Below are 15,028 nucleotides of genomic sequence, written 5' to 3'. Positions count from 1 at the left end.
CCCGCTTCAGTCGTCGGTGGGGCCGGACAGCGTGTGGTAGCGGCGGCTGTAATAGATGAGGCTCTCATTCGAGCCACCCTCGGCGACGCCGACCACCTCGCAGAACAGCACGTCATGGGTGCCGACCTCGACCGTGCGGACGATGCGGCAGTCGAAGGCGACGACCGCGCCGTCCAGCATCGGCGCGCCGGTGACGGCCGGCCGCCAGCTGCCGCTGGCGAAGCGCTCCTCCGGGGGGGTGCGGCCGCCGAAGAGGTTGGACAGCGGCTCGTGCCCGGCGGCCAGCGTGTTGATGCAGACCACGCCATTGGCATGGACGGGAGCGGCGGCGGAGGAGCCCTTGTTGAGGCACACCAGCAGGGTCGGCGGGCTGTCGGTGACCGAGCACACCGCCGAAGCGGTGAAACCGTGTCGGCCACCGGGTCCATCTGTCGTGACGATGTTCACCGCCGCGCCGAGGCGGGCCATGGCGTTGCGAAAGCCCTGCCGGGTCACCGGCGGCGGGCCGTTATCGGGAGCGCCGTCGAGCGGCGAGCACGGGGGGGACATGCCCTTCTCCTTCCTGCCGGTTCAACGCCGGCGCCGGCGGGCGTGGGGAATCCACGCCCGATGGTTCGCGCGGGTCAGAACTCGCGCAGATTGTCGCGCAGCAGCTGGTGCTTGTATTCGGTGCGCACGAGGCCGCGGGCCTGCAGCTCCGGCACCAGCCCGTCGCAGATTTCGGTGATGTAGCGGCGGGAGACGCGCAGTACCGGGGTGGTGATGAGGAAGCCGTCGCCGCCCACTTCCGCCATCGCCTCGCCCATCTTGTCGGCGACCTGCGCCGGGGTGCCGATCAGCTCCATGGAGGAGACGAGGCCGCCGCCGCCCGAGGCGGCGAGCTCGCGCAGCGTCTTGCCCGAGCCCCATTGCTGGAACTTGTCGAGCGTGCCGGATTCGCCGTTGGTGACGAGCTTTTCCGGCAGCGGCTTGTCGAGATCGTATTTGGAGAAGTCGATCTCGGTGATGGCGGAGATGGAGATCAGCACGTCGGTGACGAAATTGTCCGACATGGTGACGTTCTCATAGCGGGCGCGCGCCTCCGCTTCGGTCTCGCCGAGGCTGGGGCAGATGCAGAAGAACACCTTGATGTCGTCCGGGTTGCGGCCGATGACTTCGGCGCGGGCGCGGATGTCGGCGCGGAACGCCTTCATGCCCTCGACGCCATTGGCCACCGAGACGATGGCGTCGGCATAGCGGGCGGCGAAATCGCGCCCGCGCGGGGAGGCGCCGGCCTGCAGATAGACCGGGCGGCGCTGCGGTGAGGGCACGGTGTTGAGCGGGCCGCGCACCTGGTAATACTTGCCCTTGTGGTCGATGGTGTGGACCTTGGAGCCATCGGCATAGATGCCGTTCTTGCGGTCCAGCACCACGGCGTCCGGCTCCCAGCTGTTGAACAGCTTGTCGCAGACTTCCATGTACTCCTCAGCCATGGCGTAGCGGTCCTCGCGCGGAGGCAGCTTGTCCATGCCGAAATTCTTCGCCATCAGGTCCTCGGCCGAGGTGACGACGTTCCAGCCGAAGCGGCCCTTGGTGAGGCTGTCGATGGTGGAGGACAGCCGCGCCAGCATGAAGGGCGGGTAGGCCATGGTCGACATGGTGGCGACGACGCCGAGATGCTGCGTCGCCATGCCCATGGCCACCGCCAGCGGAGCGGGGTCGGCCTTCGGCACCATCATGGCGTGCTTGAGCGACAGGTCGCGCGAGCCGCCATAGGTCTCCGGCACCATCAGCTTGTCCTCGATCATGATCAGATCGAAGCAGGCGCGCTCCATCGCCTGGGCCATCTCGATGTAGAAACGGCCGTCCCACGGGTTGCCGCCCTGGCCGAAAGGTTCGCGCCATTCGTCGGGCGTGAAGTTCATGAACCAGGCGAGGTGGAAGCGCTTGTCGGCCATTGTGTCAGTCCTTCACTAAAGCAGTCTCGAATGCCGGAACGGCCGGGTCGTCCCCGGTGGCGGACGCGGCGGCGAGCAGGGCGAGGCGCACACGGGCGCGCTCCGCCTCGAACAGGCGGGATTCGCGCACGCTGCGGCACTTGGCTTCGAAATCGGAGACGATGCTGGCGCCGAAGCGCTCCGGCGCCTGCGGGTCGTTGCGCCGCTTGTCGACGGCGATGACGCGGGTGCCGAGCAGGAAGGCTTCGGGCAGATCATGCGTGACCATGACGATGGTCATGCGGTTCTCTTCCCAGAGTTCGCCCACCAACTCGTGCATGGATTTGCGGGTGCCGGGGTCGAGCGCCCCGAAGGGCTCGTCGAGCAACAGCACCTTCGGCTTCATGATCAGCGCCTGCGCCAGGGCGAGGCGCTGCTGCATGCCGCCGGACAGCTGGGCGGGGTATTTGTGCGCGTGCTCGCCGAGCCCGACTCGGGTGAGCAGCGCCATCGCCTTGTCTTCCAGGGCCTTGCGGCGGGCGCCGAAAAAGCGGCCGAGGAAGGGCGCGCCGGCCCATTGCGGGCCCATCATCACATTGCCCAGCACGGTGCGGTGCGGGAACACGGAATAGCGCTGGAACACCACGCCGCGATCGGCGGTCGGCTCGCTGGCGATGGGTTCGCCATCGATCAGGATGCGCCCGCGCGTTGGCTGTTCCTGCGAGAGCAGCATGCGCAGCAGCGTGGTCTTGCCGACGCCGGACGGGCCGATGATGACGAGGAACTCATGGTCGTCGAGCGACAGGTTGACCTGTTCGAGCACGACCCGCTCGTCATATTCCTTCCAGACATTCTCGAAGGTGATGGTGGTCATTCAGGCCGCCTTTATCTGGTCCCAGGGATAGGCGGCGACGGCGAGGCGGCGCAGCGCGTAATCCATGAGGAAGGCGAGAAGGGTGATCCAGATGACGTAGGGAAGGATCACATCCATGGCGAGGTAGCGCCGCACCAGGAAGATGCGGTAGCCGAGGCCGCCCTCGGAGGTGATGGCTTCCGCCGCGATGACGAACAGCCAGGCGGCGCCGAGGGAGAGCCGCACCGAGTCGATGAGGCGCGGCATCACCTGCGGCAGCACCACGCCGGAGATCATCTGCCAGGTCGAGGCGCCGAGCGTCTGCGCCTTGATGATCTGTTCCGTCGGCAGGGCGGAGACCCGCAGCATCACGTCGCGGATGATGAAGGGAGCGATGCCGAACACGATCAGCACGATCTTCGAGGCTTCGCCGAGGCCGAACAGGATGAACAGGATGGGCAGCACCGCCAGCGGCGGGATAAGCGAGAAGGCGGCGAAGAACGGCTCGAAGGTGGCGCGCAGATAGGGCACGAAGCCGACGATGATGCCGAGCACAAGGCCGAGCAGGGCGGAAATGCCGAGGCCGAGGAACAGGCGCTGCAGGCTGAGCCAGGTGTCCCACCAGAGCAGATACTGGCTCGTCGCCTTGTCCACCGTGGTGGCCATGCGCAGCATGGTGTTCCAGAAGCTGGCGAAGCTCGGCATCAGCTTGTCGGCCGGCTCCACCGCGAGGCGGGCATTCGAGCCCAGCATGTAGATCGCCAGCACCACGACGAAGGGCAGGATGGCGAGGATGAGCCGGACGCCGGGCCGGGGGGCGTAGTTGATGATGCGGCGCATGCGGGGCCTTTCGGTTGCGATCGTCATCCAGAGGCTGATCCGCGCCCGTGATGACCGTCATCCTGAGGCGCCCGTCCGCAGGGCGGGGCCTCGAAGGATGGTTGGGTGGCGCTTGGGGAGCCCATCCTTCGGGGCGCGCCATGCTTACGCCTCAGGACGACGGTGCTGTTGAGCGGTCTCTCAGGCGTCGCCGGGAACGGGCGCAGAAACCTGCCGCTCACAGCTTCCCGTCGGCCGCGTCCTTGGTGAAGCTGGCATTGACCCGCATCTTGATGTTGGCCTTGTCGCCCAGCACGGTGCCGTCGGCGACTTCGATGCCGATGGAATCGACGCTGGTGGCGCCCTGGCCGAACAGGCCCTGCTGGAAGCAGAAGGTGCGGATGTTGTTCCAGATCTTGGCGTTGTCCGGCGAGAGCAGGAAGCTGGCGGCCTCCTGGGGGGTGTAGAAGAAATGGGTGGTGTCGAGCTGGGCCTGCAGGCCGCCGGCATCCGTGCCCATGGCGCTGGTCATCACCGCGCGCATTTCCTCGCCCGCCGCGCCGCCGGCCTTGAGGATGCCGAGCGCCTCGTACCAGGCGCCGACCACGGCCTTGGCGAAGTCCGGATTATCCTTGAGCGTGGCGGTGTTGCCGATGAACACGTCCATGATCTCGCCGGGGATCTTGGATGAGTCGAACAGGTTGGTGGTGCCGGAGACCTTAAGCATGTCCTCGGTGAGCGGCTTCCACGACACGGCGTGCTTCATGTCGGCTTGCGAGATGAAGGCGGCGGAGATTTCCGAATCCGAGATGTTCACCGTCTTGGTGGCGGTGGGGTCGTCGATGCCGGCGAGCTGAAGGCCGCGATTGAGCAGATAGTGCGAGACGCTGTACTGCAGCAGGTACACGTCCTGCCCGGCGAGTTCCTTCACGTTCTTCGCGGTCTTGGACAGTACGATGTCGTTGCCGTTGGAATAGTCGGTGATCAGCAGGATAGAGGTGTCGACGCCGCCGGCTGCCGGCATGGTGAGGCCGTCCATCGAGGCCACGCCCACCGCATCGATCTCGCCGGCGATGAACTGGTTGATCGAACCTACATAGTCGTTGGCCTGGATGATCTCGACATCGATGCCGTATTTGTCGGCCCATTTCTTCATGATGCCGGAAGACTTCATGTAGGCGAAGGGCATGAAGCCGATATAGACGGTGTAGGCGACCTTGAAACTCTTCTTCGGGGCGGCATGCGCCGCAGGCGCCCCCGCAAGAGCTGCGGCGGCGAGGCTGGCGAAGACGGCTGCAGCCCTGATTATGCGCTTCATGAGGGGTGGCTCCGGTCGCTGAAATGGCTGGACCGGGCTATTAAACGGTGACTTAATATGACGTGCAAGCCCAACAAATGGGCACGCTTAGCATATGAGCAAGGCAGAAAATTCCGTACAAATACGGAGGAAACGCATGACCGCACGCACCGCGCGCAAGCGCCTTCAGCCCGCCGAGCGGCGGGTGCTGATCCTGGAAGAAGCGTTGCGGCTGTTCGCGTCGCGCCATTTCTCCGTCGTCACGGTGCGCGACATCGCGCTGGTCTGCGACATCAATGTCGGGCTGCTCTACCACTATTTCGAGAACAAGGACGATCTGGTGCGCCGCGCGCTTGGGCACGCCATCGAGCAGCTCGTGGCCGGCTATGAGGAGCGGCGCGCTGCCGGGGCGGAACCACTGGCGGAAATCCTCGCCTGGCTCGACATCCATATGGAGCTGGCGCCGACCCTCGCCCTGATGGTCAAGCTGATGAGCGACTATGCCTCTTCCGGCCTGCGCGACGCGGAACTCGACGCGCTGATTGCCGGCTTCTACGGTCGCGAGCAGCAGCTGCTGGAGGGCGCGCTGGCGCGCGGGGTCGCGAGCGGCGCCTTTGCCCCGGTCGACATCGGCCGCACCGCCCGGCGGATTGGGCTGATGCTCGACGGCATCTTCCACGCCTCCGCCAGCCGCGGCGACGACCGTATCGTCGCCGACATCGCCGATCTCGCCGATTTCGTGCGCGAATTGCTGGCGGTGCGCCGGGGCTCGGTGGCCTGAGCGACCCTGCCTTCACGTAAGGGTGATTAGATGACGCTCATCATGAAGCGCTAGCCTCCCGCCGGGAGCGCAGACACCCCGTCCAGCCGTTGCTGTTGCGGTGGACAGGGTGCCGTTGCGCGTCCTCATCCCCGGGAAGGAGAGGGCGTTCTGATGAAATTCACACTCAATGGTCGCGAGCAGACGCTGGACGCTGACGGCGCTATGCCGCTGCTCTGGGCGATCCGCGACTTGGCCGGGCTGACCGGCACCAAGTTCGGCTGCGGCGCCGCCCTGTGTGGCGCTTGCACCGTGCATGTGGACGGGGCGCCGGTGCGCTCCTGCCAGACCTTCCTATCCGATGTCGAGGGCAAGAGCGTCACCACCATCGAGGGCGTCGCCGCCACCGGCAAGGTGGGCGCCGCAGTGGTCGACGCCTGGCGCAAGCTGGACGTGGTGCAGTGCGGCTATTGCCAGTCGGGGCAGATCATGTCGGCCGTCGGCCTGCTGAGCGAGAACCGTGCCCCGAGCGACGCCGATATCGACGCGGCCATGGACGGCAATGTCTGCCGCTGCGCCACGTATCAGCGCATCCGTGCCGCCATCCACGAAGCCGCCTCCAACCTCGGGTGATCGCCATGCACCTCCTGACACCCGACCAGTACCGGCAGATGCTCGCGGGCATGGGCGCCCCGGCGGCGGCCACGCGTCGCGGCTTCCTCAAGGGGCTCGCCGCCGCCGGCGGCGCGCTCGTCATCGGCGTGCATCTCTCCCCGCGCCTCGCGCAGGCGGAGGAAGCCGCTGCCGCCCCGCCCGCGCCGCCGATGCCCAATGCCTTTGTGCGCATCGCGCCCGACAATACGGTGACCGTCCTCATCAAGCATGTCGACATGGGGCAGGGCGTCACCACCGGCCTGCCGACCATCGTGGCGGAAGAACTCGACGCCGACTGGGGCCAGATGCGGACCGCCTTCGCCCCGGCCGATGCCAAACTCTACAACAACCTCGCTTTCGGCCCGGTCCAGGGCACGGGCGGCTCCACCTCCATCGCCAATAGCTGGGACCAGCTGCGCCGCGCCGGCGCGGCGGCCCGTGCGATGCTGGTCGAGGCGGCGGCCCGGCAGTGGGGTGTGCCGGCCGACAGCATCACGGTCGAGAAGGGCGTGCTAAAAAGCGGCACGCATTCCGGCAGCTTCGGCGACTTCGCGGAAGCCGCTGCCCGGCTGCCCGTGCCGGCCGAGGTGAAGCTGAAGGACCCCAAGGATTTCACGCTGATCGGCACGAAGCTGCCGCGGCTCGATTCCGCCACCAAAACCGACGGCACCGCCACCTATGCGCTGGACATGCGCCGGCCGGGCATGCTCACCGCCGTGGTCCGCCGGCCGGATCGCTTCGGCGCGACGGTGAAAAGCTTCGACGCCACCGCCGCGAAGAAAGTGCCTGGTGTGGTCGAGGTGGTGGCGGTGCCGTCCGGCGTCGCGGTGCTCGCGACCAATACCTGGGCGGCGATCCAGGGCCGCGACGCGCTTGCCGGCCTCGTCTGGGACGAGACCAAGGCCGAGACCCGCGGCTCTGCCGCGCTGTTCGAGGAATACGCCAAGCTGGCGAAGACGCCGGGCCTCCCCGCCGCCCGTCGGGGCGACGCGGCCAAGGGGCTGGAACGGGCGGCGAAAATCATCGAGGCCGAGTTCAGCTTCCCTTATCTCGCGCATGTGCCGATGGAGCCGCTGAACTGCGTGATCGAGAAGACCGGCGAGGGCGTCACCATCTGGACCGGCTCGCAGTTCCAGACCATCGAGCAGGCGGTGACCGCCGGCATTTTCGGCCTCAAGCCGGAGCAGGTGAAGATCGAGTCGCTCTATGCCGGCGGCTCCTTCGGCCGCCGCGCCAACCCGCCGGCGGACTATGTCGCGGAGGCCGCCACCATCCTCAAGGCGATCGACGGGCGCGCGCCTGTGCATCTCGTCTGGACCCGCGAGGACGACATCAAGGGCGGCTATTACCGGCCCATGTTCTACCACTCGGTGCGGGCCGGCCTGACGGCGGACGGCAAGATCGCCGGCTGGGACCAGCGCATCGTCGGCCAGTCCTTCATCGTTGGCACCCCGTTCGAGGCCTTCATCATCAAGGAAGGCGTCGACGGCACATCGGTGGAGGGGGCCTCCGATACCAATTACGCCATTAATGATTTCCGGGTCGACCTGCACACGGTGAAGGTCGGCGTGCCCACGTTGTGGTGGCGCTCCGTCGGCCACACCCACACCGCCCATGTGGTGGAGGTGATGATCGATGAACTCGCCCATGCGGCGGGACGCGATCCCGTGGCGTTCCGGCTGGAGCTGCTGAAGGACAAGCCGCGCCACGCGGCCGTGCTGAAGCTGCTGGCGGAGAAGGCGGAATGGGGCGGGAAGCCCGGCGCCGGCAAGGGGCGCGGCGTGGCGCTGCATGAGAGCTTCAACACCGTGGTCGGCAGCGTCATCGACGTGTCGGTGGTCGAGGGGCGGATCAAGGTCGAGCGCGTCGTCTGCGCGGTCGATTGCGGCATCGCCATCAACCCGGACGTGATCGCGGCGCAGATCGAAGGTGGGGTCGGCTTCGGCCTCGGCGCGGCGCTGCATGACGAGATCACGCTCGACGGCGGCGTGGTCGAGCAGGCCAATTTCGACACTTATGTGCCCCTGCGCATGTCGGAAATGCCCAAGGTCGAGGTGCATATCCTCCCCTCGGCCAACCCGCCGACCGGCATTGGCGAACCGGGCGTGCCTGGCGTGGCGCCCGCCCTCTCCAACGCCATCTTCGCCGCCACCGGCCAGAGGCTACGTTCGCTGCCCTTCCGCTTGGAGGACTTCAAGGTCTGACGGCGCGTCCGGCGCAACCCATCGTAAAATGAAAAGGCCGGTCGCGAGACCGGCCTTTTGACTCAAGGGTATTTTGCCGGCTTACAGGCCGCCAATGCACACATATTTCACATCGAGATATTCCTCGATGCCGTATTTCGAGCCTTCGCGGCCGACGCCGGATTCCTTCACCCCGCCGAAGGGCGCGACTTCCGTGGTGATGACGCCGGCATTGATGCCGACCTGGCCATAGCGCAGCTGCTCCGAGACCCGGAAGGCGCGGGCGAGATCGCGCGTGTAGAAATAGCAGGCGAGGCCGAACTCGGTGTCGTTGGCGAGGCGCACCGCCTCTTCCTCGGTCTCGAAGCGGAACACCGGGGCGACCGGGCCGAAGATTTCCTCGCGGGCGAAATTCATCTCCGCCGTTGCATCGGCAATGACGGTGGGCTGGAAGAACTGGCCGCCGAGGGCGTGCCGTCCGCCGCCGGTGACCACCTTGCCGCCCTTGGCGAGCGCGTCGGCGACGAAGCTCTCGGTCTTCGCCACCGCCTTGTCGTCGATCAGCGGCCCCTGCACCACGCCTTCCTCAAGGCCGGAGCCGACCTTCAGCTTGGCCGAGGCGGCGGCGAGCTTCTCGACGAAAGCGTCATAGATGCCGGCCTGGGCATAGAAGCGATTGGCGCAGACGCAGGTCTGGCCGGAGTTGCGGTATTTGGAGGCGATGGCGCCTTCCACCGCCTTGTCGAGATCGGCGTCGTCGAAGATGACGAAGGGCGCGTTGCCGCCGAGCTCCATCGACACGCGCTTCACCGTGTCGGCGGCCTGCTTCATCAAGAGCTTGCCGATGGGGGTGGAGCCAGTGAAGGTGATCTTGCGCACGATCGGGTTGGTGGTCATCTCGCCGCCAATGGCCGAGGCCGAGCCGGTGAGGATGTTGACCACGCCCTTGGGATAGCCGGCCTGTTCGCACAATACGCCCCAGGCGAGGCCGGAATAGGGGGTCTGGGTCGCCGGCTTCATCACCGAAGTGCAGCCGGTGGCGAGCGCCGGGCCGATCTTGCGCGCCGCCATGGAGGAGGGGAAGTTCCACGGCGTAATGGCCGCGACCACGCCGACAGGCTGCTTGGTCGCGAGGATGCGCCGCTCGCCCCAGGGCGAGGGAATCACGTCGCCATAGACGCGGCGGGCTTCTTCCGAGAACCACAGCACATAGGCGGCGCTGGCGCCGACCTCGCCCATGGATTCGGTAAGCGGCTTGCCCTGCTCGATGGTCAGCAGTTCGGCGAGCGCGCGCTGATTGTCCATGATGGCGGTGTAGAGGCGGCGCAGCAGCTTTGCGCGCTCATCCGCCGTGGTGCGCGAGAAGCTCTCGAACGCTCGCTCGGCGGCGGCAATGGCGCGGCGGGTTTCGTCCGTGCCGGCATTGGGCACGGTGCCGATCACTTCCCCCGTGGCCGGGTTGGTGACCTCGATCGTGCCGCCGCCATCGGCGCCGACCCACTGCCCGTCGATGAGATTCGCGTCGCGCTTGAAATCCGCCCAGCTCATGGGTTCCGCCTCTCCGTCAGGGGGAGGCTGGAGAACCCGTCAGGCGGTACGCCCTGACCGGCTCAGCCTCCCGGGGCGCGGCTCTTTTGGCCGGCGCCGGCCAAGGCTATGTAGCGCCCGGCCAGCATGGCGACAATCACTCGCCGGTCACATCCGTTGTGAAGGCGTGGGGCAAGGCTTCAGTCCGGCCGCATGTCGACCAGCGGGGTGAAGCCGCCAAAGATCATGCGGGCACCATCGAAGGGCATGTCGGTGAATTGCTTGAGCCGCGGGTCGTCCATGAACGCCTTCATGCCGGCATCGCGCGCCTCGCGCGAGGGCCATTCGATCCAGGAAAACACCACGGCTTCCTCGGGCGTCGCCTTCACCGCCCTATGGAAATCGGTCAGCTTGCCGTGCGGGACGTCGTCTTCCCAGGTCTCCATCAGCCGCAGGGCGCCGTGATCGAAGAAGATCGGCGCCGTCTTTTCCGCCATGGTGCGGTAGGCCTCCTTCTTGGCGGTCGGCACGGCGATGACGAAACCGTCGATATAGCTCATGGCGTCCTCCTCCCTTGGCCGGGTTGGACGCGATAGTAGGTCCATTCCCCTGTGGAAGAACGGTAAGCCGGGCGGGAGCTCCAACGAAAAAGCCCCGGTGCGAACCGGGGCTTCTCCTCATCTTGGTGTCGTCAGATCGCTCAGTTGTTCCGGTTGCCGAACAGCTGCAGCAGCATGAGGAACATGTTGATGAAGTCGAGATAGAGCGTCAGCGCGCCCATGATCGCCTTGCGGCCGGCCACCACGTCGTCGTCGCCGGCGAAGTACATCTCCTTGATGCGCTGGGTGTCGTAGGCGGTGAGGCCCGCGAACACCAGCACGCCCACCACCGACATGATGAACTGCAGCATCGAAGAGACGAGGAAGATGTTCACCACCATGGCGACCAGAATGCCGATCAGGCCCATGACGAGGAACGAACCGAGGCCCGACAGGCTGCGCGAGGTGGTGTAGCCATAGAGGCTGAGGCCACCGAACGCCGCCGCGGTGATGAAGAACACCCGGACGATGCTCTCATGCGTGTAGACCAGGAAGATGCTGGCCAGCGACACGCCGACAAGCGCGGCATAGACCCAAAAAATGGTCTGCGCGGTGGCGACGCTCAGCCGGTCCACCCGGAAGCTGAGGAACAGCACGGCGGCGAGCGGCGCGAACATCACGACATAGCGCAGCGGGCTGCCGAACAGCGTCGCGCCGAACTCGGTCAGGTAGATGCCGGCGAACTGGTAGGGCGTCGCCACGTCGGAGACGGCGAGCATGTAGATGCCAAGCGCCGCCGCGCCAGTGATGGCGAGGCCGAGCGTCATGTAGTTGTAGACGCGCAGCATATAGGCGCGCAGGCCCTGGTCGATCTCGGCCTGCGTCCGGGCCGCGGTCGCCCCGAAGCGCGGCACGGAGGCGTTGCGGTTAAAGTCGGACATGGTCGAATCCTCTCGCGAAATCCCGTCACTCACCCCGCCACCGGCGCTCCGCCGTGCAGTGTGGGTCAGTGCGTCGAATATGAGGGCGCGACCTTCCTGCCGCAAGTGAAGTTTGCGACAGGTTTGACGCTACGGCACGCAGCGCGTGCCGCCGGCTTGGTGCCCGGCGCGCTACAGATTGCGCAGGATGCGCGCCGGTTTCTGCCCCAGCGCCCGCCAAGTGCCGATGAGGCCGAAGCCGACGGTGAGCACCAAAGCCACCGCGACGGCGCCGAGCGCCGCGCCGGCGGACCAGGCGAAGCCGAGCTTCATCACATAGACGACCACCACATAGGCCGCCGCCGTGCCGGCACCGACAGCGACCACCGCCGTGACGAGGCCGAGCGCGGCATATTCCAGCGCATAGGCGGCCACCAGCCGCGCCCGCGTGGCGCCGAGTGTCTTCAGGATCACCGCGTCATAGACCCGGTGATGCTGGCCCGCCGCCAGCGCGCCGGCGAGCACCAGAACGCTGGAAAGCAGGGTGACGAGGCTGGCGCCGCGAATGGCGATGAGTAGGTTGCCGACGATCTCGCCGATCTGGGTCAGCGCTTCCTTCACCCGCACGGCGGTGACGGCGGGGAAATCCGCCGCCACGGCGCGGCCGAGGCTGCGCTCGGTGGCGACATCGCCGCCTTCCGGCAAGGTGAGCGTGGCCAGCGAGGTGTGCGGCGCGCCGGCGAAGGTGTTGGGCGAATAGACCATGACAAAGTTGATGGCCAGCCGCTCCCACTCCACATCGCGCAGATTGGCGATGGTGGCGGTGATGGAGCGGCCGAGCACGTTCACCGTCACCTCGTCGCCGATCTTCAGGCCGAAGGCGTCGGCGATCTCGCGCTCGAAGGAGACGAGCGGCGGGCCGGCATAATCGGCCGGCCACCATTCCCCGCTGGCGAGGACCGAGCCCTCGGGCAGGTCCTGCGCATAGGTGATGCCGCGATCGGAGGAGAGCACCCAAGCGAATTCCGCCGGCGGATCGAGGCTCTCCGCCGCCCGCCCGCCCAAAGTGAGGATGCGCCCGCGCAGCATCGGCACCACCTCGACCTCGCCCTCCGGCGCCTTCTGCTTGAGGAACTGGGTGAAGGCTTCGGTCTCGCCGTTCTGGATGTCGAGGAAGAAGAAGCTCGGCGCTTCCGTCGGCAGACGCGACGTGAGCTCGCGCGTCAGGCTGCGGTCGATCAGCGCCAGCGTCACGAGCAGCGTGAGGCCGAGGCCGAGCGAGAGCACGATGGTGGGGGTGAGCGCCGCCGGCCGGTGGATATTGGCGAGCGCGAGGCGCAGCGCCGTGGAACGCGGGCGCGGCAGCCGGCGGGCGATGGCCATGATGCCGGCGCCGACCAGCCGCAGCACCACGAGCACGCTCGCCGCCGCCGCCAGATAGATCATCGCGATGTTGCGCTGCTCCGACGCGTAGACGGCGAGTGCCGCCAGCGCCAGCACGGCGAGGCCGGTGAGCGCGACATAGACGAGGCGCGGCCGGCGGCGCCCGCCTTCCACATGCTCGCGGAACAGCGCCGACACCGGCACATCATGGGCGAGGCCCAGCGGCCAGAGCGCGAAGGCCAGGGCGATGAGCGCGCCATAGGCCAGCGCCAGCAGAATCGCCCCGGGCTGCAGGCTCGGCTCGATGGCCACCGGCAGCAGGTGGCCGAAGGCGGCATTGGCGAGGAAGGGCAGCGATGACCCCACCGCGATGCCGATGGCGATGCCGATGGCCGCGATCAGCCCCACTTCCGCGAGATAGATCGCGAACACCGTCCGCCCCGGCGCGCCGAGGCTCTTGAAGGTGGCGATGACGCCGCGCTTGGCGTCGAGATGGCTCTTCACCGCATTGGCGACGCCGACACCGCCGACGAGGAGGGCGGTGAGGCCGACGAGGGTGAGATATTCGGTGAAGCGGCGGACATTGTTTTCCAGCCGGGGAGCGGCGGCCTCGCGGGTGCGGGCTTCGAAGCCGGCCTCCGGCGCGCCCTTCTGTACCTGCTCGACAAAGGCCGAAAGCTCAGCGGGGCGGTCCATCCGCACCCGGTAATGCCAGCGCACCAGGCTGCCGGGTTGCAGCAGATCGCTGGCGCGCAGCGCGTCGATCGCGATCAGCACGCGCGGGCCGAAGCCGATGCCGGTGGAGAGCAGATCCGGCTCGTGCTCCAGCGTGCCGCGCAGGATAAGCGTCGCGGCGCCGAGCTGGAAACGGTCGCCGGTCTTCAGCTGCAGCCGGTCGGCGAGGGCGGGGTCGACCAGCGCGCCATAGGCGTCGCCGTCGCGGGCCAGCGCCGCGGCGAGCGGCTGCGGCGGGGTGATGTCGAGCGTGCCGACCGTGGGGTAGACGCCGTCCACCGCCTTCACCTCCGCCAGCGTGGCGTCGAGCGCCTCGCCGCTGCCGGCCCGCGCCATGGCGCGCAGGGTGGCCACGGTAGAGACGCGCCCGCCCGCCTCGATCAGCCGGTATTCCTCCGGGCTCGCCTCGCGCTGCACCAGGGTGAAGGCGGCATCGCCGCCGAGCAGCGTCGTGCCCTCGCGGGCCAGCCCGTCGGTCAGCGCCCGCGAGAAGGCGCCGACACCGGCGATGGCGGCGACACCGAGCGCGAGGCAGGCGAGAAACACGGCGAAGCCGCGCAGGCCGCCGCGTAATTCCCGCAGGGCGAAGCGCAGCGGCAGGGTGCGGCGGCTCGGCGCGCGCACCGGCACGGCATGGCCGGCGGCGGCCGCCGGTGTCGAGATCTGATCCGTGCTCATGCGGGGATCCCGGCGCCGGCCAAGGCGTCCGCCGTCTCGACGGCACCGGAGCGCAGCCGCACCGTGCGGTTGCAGCGGCTGGCCAGCGTCGGGTCATGGGTGACGATGACCAGCGTGGCGCCCCGCCGCGCCTGCGCCTCGAACAGCAGGTCCATGATCTGCTTGCCGGTCGCCTCGTCCAGATTGCCGGTCGGCTCGTCGGCGACGAGGATGCGCGGTTCCGGCGCCAGGGCGCGGGCCACCGCCACGCGCTGCTGCTCGCCGCCGGAGAGCTGCGAAGGGTAGTGGTCGAGCCGATGGCCGAGGCCGACGGCGGTGAGTTCGGCGGCGGCGCGGGCGAAGGCGTCGGCACGGCCGGCCAGTTCCAGCGGCACCGCCACGTTTTCCAACGCGGTCATGGTCGGGATGAGGTGAAAGGCCTGAAAGACGATGCCGACATGCCGGCCGCGGAACCGCGCCAGCGCGTCCTCGTCAAGCCCGGTGAGTTGCTGCCCCGCCACCTCGACCCGGCCGGCATCCGCCCGCTCCAGCCCGGCCAGCACCATGAGCAGGCTCGACTTGCCCGAGCCGGACGGGCCGACGAGGCCGACCGCCTCTCCCTGCTGAATCGCGAGCGAAACGCCCTTGAGGATATGCACGCGCGCCGCGCCGCTGCCGAGGGAGAGTTCGACGCCATCAAGGCGGATGGCGGTGGCCTGAGTCGTGTCAGAAGGCATGGGGCTCTTTTCGCGTCTGTTGCGGGCCGGCGGAGGCTTGCCATCTGG

13 protein-coding genes are annotated in these 15,028 nt (G+C 67.7%); 3 read left to right on the top strand and 10 right to left on the bottom strand.

Features of this window, described 5'->3' with window-relative positions; all coding sequences use genetic code 11:
- Positions 1 to 6: 6 nt before the first annotated feature.
- The 5 genes from ACP2AH_RS10000 to ACP2AH_RS09980 form a co-directional block, all read right to left on the bottom strand.
- Positions 7 to 549, bottom strand: coding sequence for a flavin reductase (locus ACP2AH_RS10000; RefSeq protein ID WP_425105662.1), 543 nt, complete (start codon positions 547 to 549; stop codon positions 7 to 9).
- A 74-nt stretch (positions 550 to 623) separates the two neighbouring features.
- Positions 624 to 1,937, bottom strand: coding sequence for an NtaA/DmoA family FMN-dependent monooxygenase (locus ACP2AH_RS09995; protein ID WP_425105661.1), 1,314 nt, complete (start codon positions 1,935 to 1,937; stop codon positions 624 to 626).
- A 4-nt stretch (positions 1,938 to 1,941) separates the two neighbouring features.
- On the bottom strand, positions 1,942 to 2,790 hold the full coding sequence (locus ACP2AH_RS09990; protein WP_425105660.1) for an ABC transporter ATP-binding protein: 849 nt from the start codon (positions 2,788 to 2,790) through the stop codon (positions 1,942 to 1,944).
- Positions 2,791 to 3,609, bottom strand: a complete 819-nt coding sequence (locus ACP2AH_RS09985) for an ABC transporter permease (RefSeq protein ID WP_425105687.1) — start codon at positions 3,607 to 3,609, stop codon at positions 2,791 to 2,793. It abuts the gene before it with no gap.
- A 217-nt stretch (positions 3,610 to 3,826) separates the two neighbouring features.
- The gene (locus ACP2AH_RS09980; RefSeq protein ID WP_244450275.1) at positions 3,827 to 4,906 is read right to left on the bottom strand and encodes a putative urea ABC transporter substrate-binding protein; all 1,080 of its coding nucleotides are present in this window, start codon (positions 4,904 to 4,906) and stop codon (positions 3,827 to 3,829) included.
- A 136-nt stretch (positions 4,907 to 5,042) separates the two neighbouring features.
- Here ACP2AH_RS09980 and ACP2AH_RS09975 point away from each other — a divergent pair, with 136 nt between their 5' ends.
- The 3 genes from ACP2AH_RS09975 (at position 5,043) to ACP2AH_RS09965 (ending at position 8,503) form a co-directional block, all read left to right on the top strand.
- Positions 5,043 to 5,666 (top strand): TetR/AcrR family transcriptional regulator, encoded by a 624-nt coding sequence (locus ACP2AH_RS09975; RefSeq protein ID WP_425105659.1) that lies wholly within the window; start codon positions 5,043 to 5,045, stop codon positions 5,664 to 5,666.
- A 153-nt stretch (positions 5,667 to 5,819) separates the two neighbouring features.
- The gene (locus ACP2AH_RS09970) at positions 5,820 to 6,278 is read left to right on the top strand and encodes a (2Fe-2S)-binding protein (protein WP_425105658.1); all 459 of its coding nucleotides are present in this window, start codon (positions 5,820 to 5,822) and stop codon (positions 6,276 to 6,278) included.
- 5 nt (positions 6,279 to 6,283) lie between these two features.
- The gene (locus tag ACP2AH_RS09965; RefSeq protein ID WP_425105657.1) at positions 6,284 to 8,503 is read left to right on the top strand and encodes a molybdopterin cofactor-binding domain-containing protein; all 2,220 of its coding nucleotides are present in this window, start codon (positions 6,284 to 6,286) and stop codon (positions 8,501 to 8,503) included.
- An 81-nt stretch (positions 8,504 to 8,584) separates the two neighbouring features.
- Here the strand turns inward: ACP2AH_RS09965 and ACP2AH_RS09960 are convergent, their stop codons facing one another.
- The 5 genes from ACP2AH_RS09960 to ACP2AH_RS09940 all read right to left on the bottom strand — a co-directional run bounded on the left by ACP2AH_RS09960 (position 8,585) and on the right by ACP2AH_RS09940 (position 14,980).
- Entirely contained in the window at positions 8,585 to 10,030 is a 1,446-nt protein-coding gene (locus ACP2AH_RS09960) for an NAD-dependent succinate-semialdehyde dehydrogenase (protein WP_425105656.1), read from the bottom strand.
- Positions 10,031 to 10,209: 179 nt separating this feature from the next.
- On the bottom strand, positions 10,210 to 10,569 hold the full coding sequence (locus ACP2AH_RS09955) for a DUF1428 domain-containing protein (RefSeq protein WP_425105655.1): 360 nt from the start codon (positions 10,567 to 10,569) through the stop codon (positions 10,210 to 10,212).
- 140 nt (positions 10,570 to 10,709) lie between these two features.
- On the bottom strand, positions 10,710 to 11,489 hold the full coding sequence (locus tag ACP2AH_RS09950) for a Bax inhibitor-1/YccA family protein (RefSeq protein WP_425105654.1): 780 nt from the start codon (positions 11,487 to 11,489) through the stop codon (positions 10,710 to 10,712).
- A 171-nt stretch (positions 11,490 to 11,660) separates the two neighbouring features.
- Positions 11,661 to 14,264 (bottom strand): ABC transporter permease, encoded by a 2,604-nt coding sequence (locus tag ACP2AH_RS09945; protein ID WP_425105653.1) that lies wholly within the window; start codon positions 14,262 to 14,264, stop codon positions 11,661 to 11,663.
- Positions 14,261 to 14,980, bottom strand: a complete 720-nt coding sequence (locus ACP2AH_RS09940) for an ABC transporter ATP-binding protein (RefSeq protein ID WP_425105652.1) — start codon at positions 14,978 to 14,980, stop codon at positions 14,261 to 14,263. The genes ACP2AH_RS09945 and ACP2AH_RS09940 overlap by 4 nt, the downstream gene beginning before the upstream one ends.
- Positions 14,981 to 15,028 lie beyond the last annotated feature (48 nt).

The sequence above is a fragment of the Ancylobacter sp. genome (genome assembly GCF_965249975.1).
Classification (GTDB): domain Bacteria; phylum Pseudomonadota; class Alphaproteobacteria; order Rhizobiales; family Xanthobacteraceae; genus Ancylobacter.
Note: the sequence above shows the minus strand (reverse complement) of the source record. Positions and strands in the feature narration are given on the sequence as shown.

Bases quoted from the DNA above. Each gene is read 5' to 3' on its own strand.
- ACP2AH_RS09980 (WP_244450275.1), bottom strand. From the start codon at position 4,906: ATGAAGCGCATAATCAGGGCTGCAGCCGTCTTCGCCAGCCTCGCCGCC.
- ACP2AH_RS09940 (WP_425105652.1), bottom strand. From the start codon at position 14,980: ATGCCTTCTGACACGACTCAGGCCACCGCCATCCGCCTTGATGGCGTC.
- ACP2AH_RS09995 (WP_425105661.1), bottom strand. From the start codon at position 1,937: ATGGCCGACAAGCGCTTCCACCTCGCCTGGTTCATGAACTTCACGCCC.
- ACP2AH_RS09945 (WP_425105653.1), bottom strand. From the start codon at position 14,264: ATGAGCACGGATCAGATCTCGACACCGGCGGCCGCCGCCGGCCATGCC.
- ACP2AH_RS09970 (WP_425105658.1), top strand. From the start codon at position 5,820: ATGAAATTCACACTCAATGGTCGCGAGCAGACGCTGGACGCTGACGGC.
- ACP2AH_RS09990 (WP_425105660.1), bottom strand. From the start codon at position 2,790: ATGACCACCATCACCTTCGAGAATGTCTGGAAGGAATATGACGAGCGG.
- ACP2AH_RS09975 (WP_425105659.1), top strand. From the start codon at position 5,043: ATGACCGCACGCACCGCGCGCAAGCGCCTTCAGCCCGCCGAGCGGCGG.
- ACP2AH_RS09950 (WP_425105654.1), bottom strand. From the start codon at position 11,489: ATGTCCGACTTTAACCGCAACGCCTCCGTGCCGCGCTTCGGGGCGACC.
- ACP2AH_RS10000 (WP_425105662.1), bottom strand. From the start codon at position 549: ATGTCCCCCCCGTGCTCGCCGCTCGACGGCGCTCCCGATAACGGCCCG.
- ACP2AH_RS09955 (WP_425105655.1), bottom strand. From the start codon at position 10,569: ATGAGCTATATCGACGGTTTCGTCATCGCCGTGCCGACCGCCAAGAAG.
- ACP2AH_RS09965 (WP_425105657.1), top strand. From the start codon at position 6,284: ATGCACCTCCTGACACCCGACCAGTACCGGCAGATGCTCGCGGGCATG.
- ACP2AH_RS09985 (WP_425105687.1), bottom strand. From the start codon at position 3,609: ATGCGCCGCATCATCAACTACGCCCCCCGGCCCGGCGTCCGGCTCATC.
- ACP2AH_RS09960 (WP_425105656.1), bottom strand. From the start codon at position 10,030: ATGAGCTGGGCGGATTTCAAGCGCGACGCGAATCTCATCGACGGGCAG.